Raw genomic sequence first — 5,878 nt, forward strand, 5'->3', positions numbered from 1 at the left:
AACACCATCGAAGTCAGCGGCGAGCACATCATGGCTACCGTAAACGGGCACACTGCCGGTTCAACCTTCGATATCACCCCGGAAGCCAACTTCTCTGGGGAGACCGAAGTGACCGTCACCGTGCGCGACAACAACGTGTCCAGTGATGCCAGCAGCGTGAAATTCAAGCTGATGGTAAATGCTATGGACGACGCTCCGATTGCCGCGGTTGCCGGCGACGTGACCATCAAGGAAGGTGAAAGCGCGACCCTCGATGCGAGCACCAGCTCTGACGCCGACGGAGATGCACTGACCTTCAGCTGGAGCGGTCCTGGCACGATCAGCGGTGCAGATACGGCCAAACCCACCATCAGCGGTCTGTCCGCCGGTAAGCACGAGTTCACCGTAACCGTGTCTGACGGCGTAAACAGCGCTGAAGCGAAAGTTACCGTTACCGTTGATGGCAAGAAGAAAAAAGGCGGTTCCGTCTACTACCTGCTGGCTCTGCTGGCAGCAGCCGGACTGTTCAGAAGACGCAAGCTGGCCTGATAACAGGCTGAGGCAAACGTCTTGATACCGAAGCGGGCCCACTGGGCCCGCTTTTTTATTTGTACGAAAAAAAGATCACCGCGATCAGTGTTTACCAGCTGATCCGCTCAGTCCGAGTAGCCGAGGAAATTTCACCAATACGCCGAGTGCAATCAGATCGTACACACCGTGCCAGACGATGACTGTGAGCAGGCTTTCACTCAGCCAGTAAACTGCACCGAGAATCAGCCCCATGACCGCAGTAATCAGGAAATAAATAAACGAAACACAATGAAGCAAACCGAAGACCACGGATGCCACTAACAGTCCCACCAGCGGCGTGCTGAATGAAGCGATCCATGGCTGCAAAAATCCGCGGAACAGCAACTCTTCACAAACTCCGGCAGTTACCGCCAGAACCCCAATCTCCCACCAGTTCAAATGGCAGAATACCTGATGCAGTTTTTCACAGTGATTGCGCAGTGTGGTGCCGGCACTGGTACTGGAGCGTGTGATCGCTCGGCCGATCCAGTAGCTTGCCAATGCGCCCGCCACCCCCAACGCAATCGCCAAGGGAATCTCATCCGTACTCCAGGACACACTAATCCCGGCAAAGTGGAAGCCTGCCAAGGCGATTGCCAGTGCCACGGCTTGAACGGCGAGCGCCGCCGTTAAGATCTGCCTCGTTGAAACTTCGGCCCTGTCTGTCACTACGGCCTCCCCCTGAGCACTCCTTCCCAACTGCTGCCTCCTTGGTTAATGACTGGCAGGTCTTTACGTGTCGGCGTTAAACCTTGTCGCCTTATGAATGCATGCTCACGCGGACGCGCCGATAAAACTATCAAAAGAATACCTCCTATCGGCAAAAACTATCAAATGTATAAAAATCAATAATTTTTATCACGTGATCAACACTAATAGTATTTATCGCGTACCCAATAACCCACACCCCAAACGACGGGGCAAAACTTCTCTCAGGAGATAAGGAAATACCATGGCTAACTACATCAACAGCGAAATCAAACCGTTCAAAGCCAAGGCCTACCAGTCTGGCGACTTCTTCGACGTCTCTGACGCGGACCTGAAAGGCAAGTGGTCCGTAGTGTTCTTCTACCCGGCCGACTTCACCTTCGTGTGCCCGACCGAGTTGGGCGATCTGGCGGACAACTACGCAGAGTTCCAGAAGCTGGGTGTAGAAATCTACTCCGTTTCCACCGACACCCACTTCACCCACAAGGCGTGGCACGACACTTCCGAGACCATCGGCAAGATCCAGTTCCCGATGATCGGCGACCCCACCGGCACCATCACCCGTAACTTTGGCGTGATGATCGAGGAAGAAGGCATTGCCGACCGCGGCACCTTCGTGATCGACCCGGAAGGCAAGATCCAGATCGTAGAGATCAACGCTGGTGGCATCGGCCGCGATGCCCAGGATCTGCTGCGCAAGATCAAGGCTGCCCAGTACGTAGCTGCCCACCCGGGTGAAGTGTGTCCGGCCAAGTGGAAGGAAGGCGAAGCCACTCTGGCGCCTTCTCTGGATCTCGTAGGCAAGATCTAAAGAACTACCTTCTTGGGTTAATTCAATAAGTTGAACTATCCGAGAAGGTGCTGATGCCGGGTACTGCCTTGAGAGACCTTCCGCGAGAGGGACCTCGCGGAAGTGCCCCCATGGATGGGTTCACGGCGTGTCTCACAAGGCAGTACCCGGTAGCAGCACCGCCACAAACCTTCGAATAGAACCACGAAGACTCACCCCCGAATTTCAGGACACACCGATGTTGGACGCAAACGTAAAGAAACAACTGGACACCTATCTGCAGAATATCGTCACTCCGATCGAGATCAGTGTGTCCGCCGACAGCAGCGCCAAGTCTGCTGAACTGAGCAGCCTCGCCAGCGAAATTGCCGAGCTGTCAGACAAGATTGCCCTCAATCATACCGAGCGCAAACGCACTCCGAGCATGGCCATTGCGCCGGTGGGAGAAACTCCAAGGGTAAGCTTTGCCGGTATCCCCATGGGACACGAATTTACCTCCCTGGTACTCGCCCTGCTGCAGGCAGGCGGCCATCCCTCCAAGGCGGATCCCGCGCTGCAGGAACAGATTCGCAATATCCAGGGTGAATTCCACTTTGAAACCTATATCTCGCTGTCGTGCCAGAACTGCCCGGACGTGGTGCAGGCGCTGAACCTGATGGCGAAACTGAACCCGAATATCACCCACGAGATGATCGACGGCGCCCTGTTCCAGGACGAAGTAGAGCAGCGCCAGATCATGGCGGTTCCCGCGGTGTACCTGAATGGCGAACACTTCGGCCAGGGCCGCATGAGCCTTGAGGAAATCGTGGCGAAAATCGACACCGGCGCCGAGCAGCGCAAGGCCGCCGAATTGAGCGAGCGCGCACCCTACGATGTGCTGGTACTGGGCGGTGGCCCGGCCGGTGCGGCGGCTGCCATCTATGCCGCGCGCAAAGGTATCCGCACCGCGCTGGTCGCCGAGCGCTTTGGCGGCCAGGTAATGGATACCGTGGGTATCGAGAATTTCATCTCCGTGCCGTACACCGAAGGCCCGAAACTGGCCGCGAGCCTGGAACAGCACGTGAAAGAGTACGGTGTCGACATCATCACCGGACAGCGCGCCGCACAACTTAAGCGCGACAAACTGATCGAGCTGGAACTGGCAACTGGTGCGACCCTCGCGAGCAAATCCGTGATCCTCGCCACCGGCGCGCGCTGGCGCGAGCTGGGTGTTCCCGGCGAGGCCGAATACCGCACCAAGGGCGTGGCCTACTGCCCGCACTGCGACGGCCCCTTCTTCAAGGGCAAGCATGTGGCGGTTATCGGCGGCGGTAACTCCGGTATCGAAGCGGCCATCGACCTGGCCGGCATCGTCAAGCACGTCACCGTGCTGGAATTCGCCGACACCCTGCGTGCCGACGAGGTGCTGGTGCGCAAGGCGCGCTCCATGGCCAATATCGACATCATTACCAATGCCCAAACCACCGAGGTACTTGGCGATGGCAGCAAGGTGAACGGGCTGCGCTACACCGACCGCGTCAGCGGCGAGAGCAGGCAGCTGGGTCTGGCCGGGATCTTTGTGCAGATCGGCCTGGTGCCTAATACCGAGTTCCTCAAGGACAGTGGACTGGAAATGAACCGGATGGGCGAGATCGTGATCGACAGCCGCGGCGCCACCTCCATCCCCGGCGTGTTTGCCGCCGGCGACGCCACCACCGCGCCCTACAAGCAGATCGTGATCTCCATGGGTGCTGGTGCCACTGCCGCTCTGGGTGCCTTCGATCACCTGATCCGCAGCTCAGTTACTGACGAGCCGGTAGAAGCGCTGTCGATGGCGAGCTGATCGCCGCCGGCCCAAACCTGACCCAAACCCGGATATCGGCTTCCCAGCGGTATCCGGCCTCTCCCGGCGGGCACCCCTCCCGCCAAGCACTGGGAAACTCTCTATATGAGAAACTTCCTCAACTTGTAGCCGGCCCTGTGCCGGCTTTTTTTATCGCTATTTACAGAGCTTAACTGGCAACAAGCGCTCGCGGCTGATAGTGTTTCTCACTTGAAACTGATTGGTCGCTTCTGGTCGACCAGACACTGAATTCCCGGCATTTTGTCGGAGTCATTACGCGTAACAAGCGTTGCAAACGACGATTGGTTGAAACAGGAGAATCACCATGTCTTTCAAGTCCCTAGCCCTGGCCTCCCTGCTCGCCCTGCCCGTATCTGCCTTTGCAGACTGGCAGCTGGACGGAGGTGCTTCCGCGGTCAATTTTGTCTCCGTAAAAAAAGGGACTATTGCGGAAACCCATCATTTCAAGGGCCTGAGCGGCGCCATTTCCGATGCGGGCAAAGCACAGCTGGTTATTGACCTGACGAGCGTGGAAACCAACATCCCCATCCGCAACGAGCGCATGCAGCAGATGCTGTTCGACACCGCCAAATTTGCCAAGGCCAGCATCAGCACCGACGTGGAGGTCGCAACCCTGAAAGCCTTGAAACCGGGCCAGACCATGGCCATCGACGCCGACGTTACCGTTGACGTACACGGCCAGCAGAAGGCCGAGAAAGCGGCGCTGCAGGTGACCGGCCTGGAAGGCGGCAAACTGCTGGTCACTACCAGTGCGCCCATTCTGCTCAATGCGGGCAATTACGAGTTGCTGGAAGGTATCGAAAAACTGCGGGAGATCGCCGGCCTCGAGAGCATCAGCCCCATTGTGCCGGTTTCCGTAAAACTGGTATTCGCCAAACAGTGATTGGCTCTGGCATCAAGTCCTGAGTTATGCCTTTAGCACATCATCAAGGCCGTGCCCTGCACTATGAGTGCAGTGGCTCCGGCCCGGCGCTTATATTGCTCCACAGTTTCCTATGTGACGGCGAAATGTGGGCCCAACAGGTGACCCCGCTCGCGGAACGTTGTCGTGTGATCAATATCGACCTGCGCGGCCACGGCAGATCTGATCCCGCGGACGCTCCGCTGGATATTTACGACATGGTGGGCGATGTTCTCGCGGTCATGGACCAGGAGCAAATTCAAACTGCCATCTGGGCGGGGCTCTCCATCGGCGGCATGATTGCCCTACGGGCCGCCCTGACGGTGCCGGATCGCGTAAACCAGCTGATGCTGCTGGACACCCATGCGGGGACAGAAACCCGCTTCAAGGTATTCAAATACAAAGCCATGGTGGCGGTGGCGAAACTGTTCGGAGTGGCTCCGCTACTGCCCGCGGTGGCCAAGCTCATGTTTGGCAAACACACCCTCGCAACCCAACCGACGCTGGTGGCGCACTGGAAGCGGAAATTCGCGGCCATGCCTCTCATATCCATTGAGCATGTCGCCAATGCCCTGTGTGCGCGCGACTCTCTGACCTCGAGGCTCGCCACCATTGAGCAGCCGGCGCTGGTACTGGTTGGCGAAGAGGATGCTTCACTGCCGCCTGCCTGCTCCAGAGCCCTGGCCACACGCCTGCCGAACGCCGACCTCCGCATCATAGAACGTGCCGGACATCTCTCTACGCTGGAACAGCCACAGGCCGTTACCCGCGCCATGCTTGAGTTTATCTCTGGCGAATCCGGAACCTGACTCTGCGTCCGACGCGGCGCCCATGTGCAGACGGTCCTCCCCGCCAAAACAGGGTGCATTTGGGTAACACGCCCCGTTGGGATCCGTTAAAATGCCGGCAATCTTACGTTCCTCATTTGTCACCACAGGACCTCCGTCATGGCATCACTACAGGACCAACTGCTGAAAGCAGGCCTGGTAGATGGCAAGAAAGCCAAGCAGATCAGCAAGGAAAAGCGCAAGCAGAATAAAGTGGCCAAGAAGTCAGGCGATGTGCAGGTGGATGAAACCAAGCTCGC

The 5,878-nt window shown here is 57.7% G+C and carries 7 protein-coding genes; 6 read left to right on the forward strand and 1 reads right to left on the reverse strand.

Going from position 1 to position 5,878, the window contains the following annotated elements:
* On the forward strand, window positions 1-528 hold a 528-nt coding region (locus VIL80_RS06115; RefSeq protein WP_332035258.1), incomplete at its 5' end, for an Ig-like domain-containing protein.
* 84 nt (window positions 529-612) lie between these two features.
* Here the strand turns inward: VIL80_RS06115 and VIL80_RS06120 are convergent.
* Entirely contained in the window at window positions 613-1,218 is a 606-nt protein-coding gene (locus tag VIL80_RS06120; protein ID WP_332035259.1) for a CPBP family intramembrane glutamic endopeptidase, read from the reverse strand.
* A 283-nt stretch (window positions 1,219-1,501) separates the two neighbouring features.
* On the opposite strand from VIL80_RS06120, the gene ahpC reads away from it, so the two are divergent.
* The 5 genes from ahpC to VIL80_RS06145 form a co-directional block, all read left to right on the forward strand.
* Window positions 1,502-2,068, forward strand: a complete 567-nt coding sequence (gene ahpC / locus VIL80_RS06125) for an alkyl hydroperoxide reductase subunit C (RefSeq protein ID WP_280321194.1) — start codon at window positions 1,502-1,504, stop codon at window positions 2,066-2,068.
* Window positions 2,069-2,285: 217 nt separating this feature from the next.
* The gene (gene ahpF, locus VIL80_RS06130; RefSeq protein ID WP_332035260.1) at window positions 2,286-3,869 is read left to right on the forward strand and encodes an alkyl hydroperoxide reductase subunit F; all 1,584 of its coding nucleotides are present in this window, start codon (window positions 2,286-2,288) and stop codon (window positions 3,867-3,869) included.
* 325 nt (window positions 3,870-4,194) lie between these two features.
* A complete protein-coding gene (locus VIL80_RS06135) occupies window positions 4,195-4,773 on the forward strand; it encodes a YceI family protein (RefSeq protein WP_332035261.1) in 579 nt (192 codons plus the stop codon).
* 26 nt (window positions 4,774-4,799) lie between these two features.
* Window positions 4,800-5,600 carry an alpha/beta fold hydrolase gene (locus tag VIL80_RS06140; RefSeq protein ID WP_332035262.1) on the forward strand — a complete coding sequence of 267 codons (801 nt, stop codon included), beginning with the start codon at window positions 4,800-4,802 and terminating at the stop codon, window positions 5,598-5,600.
* A 138-nt stretch (window positions 5,601-5,738) separates the two neighbouring features.
* Window positions 5,739-5,878: DUF2058 family protein (locus VIL80_RS06145; protein ID WP_332035263.1), on the forward strand; the 140-nt coding region annotated here is incomplete at its 3' end.

The sequence above is a fragment of the Microbulbifer sp. genome (genome assembly GCF_036563125.1).
Taxonomy (GTDB): domain Bacteria; phylum Pseudomonadota; class Gammaproteobacteria; order Pseudomonadales; family Cellvibrionaceae; genus Microbulbifer.